Below are 1,541 nucleotides of genomic sequence, written 5' to 3'. Positions count from 1 at the left end.
GTGCCGACCGGCGCGGCGGCGGCGGCCGTCCGCTCTTCAGCCGTGGTCTGCGGAACCGGCAGGGTACTGACGCCGGGGCGGCCGGATTCGTCGACGACCTGAACGCGGACCCGTGCCGTGCCCTGATTCTGGAACCCCAGCAGCTGGGCGGCCCGGCGCGACAGGTCGATGATGCGATCGTTGACGAAGGGCCCGCGGTCGTTGACCCGGACCATGACCGAACGGCCGTTCTCGAGGTTGGTCACGCGGACGTCGGCGGGCAGTTGCAGCGTCTTGTGCGCCGCCGTCATCTCGTTCATGTCGTAGACTTCGCCGATCGCCGTCTTCCGGCCATGGAACGGCTCGCCGTACCAGGAGGCGATGCCGGTCGCGTCATAGGACCAGTCGACCTTGGGGTAATACCAGACGCCCTTGATCTGATAGGGCTTCAGGGTCGCCTCGACCACGCCGGGGCGGGTGGTCTGGTTGCTGTCCACCCGGTCGCGGGCGCAGGCGCCCAGCGTGGCGGCGAGGGCCGTCACGATGGCGAGCGTATGCAGGGAGCTGCGGGCGGGAATCACGTTGGCGCTCCGGCTGGCGTCAGGACAAGCAGAATGCCTACAGCATTTTGCGTCTCAGGGGCAGGCTGCCTCAACATATCCTGTCTCATGGGCCGATCTGATCGGCCAGGGACAGGACCGACAGGGCGAAATAGGTCGAGCGGTTCCAGCGCATGATGACGCGGAAATTCTCGTAGACCAGCCAATAGGCCCCCTCTTCCCCCGGATTGATCAGCGAGGCGGTCATCTCGGCCGCCGGCAGGTCGGCGCCATCGCGCTGGCGCACACCAAGGGCCTGCCAGTCGGCCAGGCTCTTCTTCACCTCGAGCCCCGTCAGGGACTTGGCGAAGCCCGACGGCACCTTCACCGGCCGGCCCCAGCCCTCGCCCGCGACCCAGCCGTTCTGCTTCAGGTAATTGGCGGCGGAGCCGAAGACATCGGCCCTGGTCGCCCAGATATCGCGATGGCCGTCACCGTCGAAATCGACCGCCCATTTCAGGTAGCTCGACGGCATGAACTGGCACTGGCCCATGGCCCCGGCCCAGGAGCCGATCAGCTTTTCGGGGCTGTAGTGCTCCGCTTCCATGATCTGCAGGGCTTTCAGCAATTCGCCCCGGAAGAATTCCGCCCGCCGCCCCTCGTAGGCGAGGGTCGCGAGGGAACGGACGATGGAGAAATTGCCGGTATTGGCGCCGAAACTGGTCTCGACGCCCCAGAGCGCGACGACGACCTTGGACGGCACGCCGTAAGTGCCCGCGACCCGGCGCAGCACATCCGCATTCTCGGCATGAAGGCTGCGGCCCTTGCGGATGCGGACGTCCGATACCGTGTTCTGGAAATAGCGCGCGAAGGTGATGCGGCCTTCCGGCTGCTTGCGGTCGAGCTCGACCACCCGGGGATTGGGGGTGAGGCCGTCGAAGGCGGCGGCCAGCGTCGTCTCGGCGATGCCCTTGCCCCGGGCCTCGGCCCGGAAACCGTCCAGCCAGCTATCGAACCCGGCAT

At 67.1% G+C, this 1,541-nt stretch carries 2 protein-coding genes; both read right to left on the bottom strand.

What is annotated here, in order from left to right:
* The coding region (locus WAZ62_RS16925) for a septal ring lytic transglycosylase RlpA family protein (protein ID WP_422644711.1) at positions 1-560 on the bottom strand (560 nt) is incomplete at its 3' end.
* 85 nt (positions 561-645) lie between these two features.
* A partial coding sequence (locus WAZ62_RS16920) for a lytic murein transglycosylase (RefSeq protein WP_422644710.1) occupies positions 646-1,541 on the bottom strand: 896 nt, incomplete at its 5' end.

The organism is Zavarzinia sp. (assembly GCF_049306435.1).
Classification (GTDB): Bacteria; Pseudomonadota; Alphaproteobacteria; order Zavarziniales; family Zavarziniaceae; genus Zavarzinia.
This window is presented reverse-complemented; position numbering and strand designations above follow the sequence as displayed.